Annotated in this window: 1 protein-coding gene (only partly in view); it reads right to left on the bottom strand. The window is 29.3% G+C overall.

All coding sequences use genetic code 11. From position 1 onward, the window contains the following. Window positions 1–233: 233 nt before the first annotated feature. Window positions 234–287: the end of a DUF2812 domain-containing protein gene (locus tag V7149_RS09435; RefSeq protein WP_438824101.1), read on the bottom strand. 891 nt of this gene lie beyond the right edge of the window; 54 of the gene's 945 nt are visible here — the last part of the coding sequence; its start codon lies beyond the right edge, outside the window; it ends in the stop codon at window positions 234–236.

Raw genomic sequence — 287 nt, 5'->3', positions numbered from 1 at the left:
AACCAAAATATTTCCATCCTTTGTCTAAAAAAAGAAATATTAACAATATCATAGATGCTAATATAGCCTAATTCCTAGATTCAAATTCTAGTATTAATCTGAAATAAGCTCCATTTTCTCTACTATGTTTTCTATTACTGAATTTATATTTGCATAACCATGATAACGAACATATATAACGGCTTTTCCCATAGAAGCAAACACTTCTTTCGACTCTTCTTCCTCATGAACAATCAAAAGATCCAAATCTGGATGCTTTGTTTCAACAAACTCTCTATGACTATTTT

This window comes from Bacillus sp. JJ1503 (genome assembly GCF_036965125.1).
GTDB lineage: Bacteria > Bacillota > Bacilli > Bacillales > Cytobacillaceae > Cytobacillus.
The sequence above is the reverse complement of the archived record's forward strand: the minus strand, read 5'-3'. Positions and strand labels throughout refer to the sequence as shown.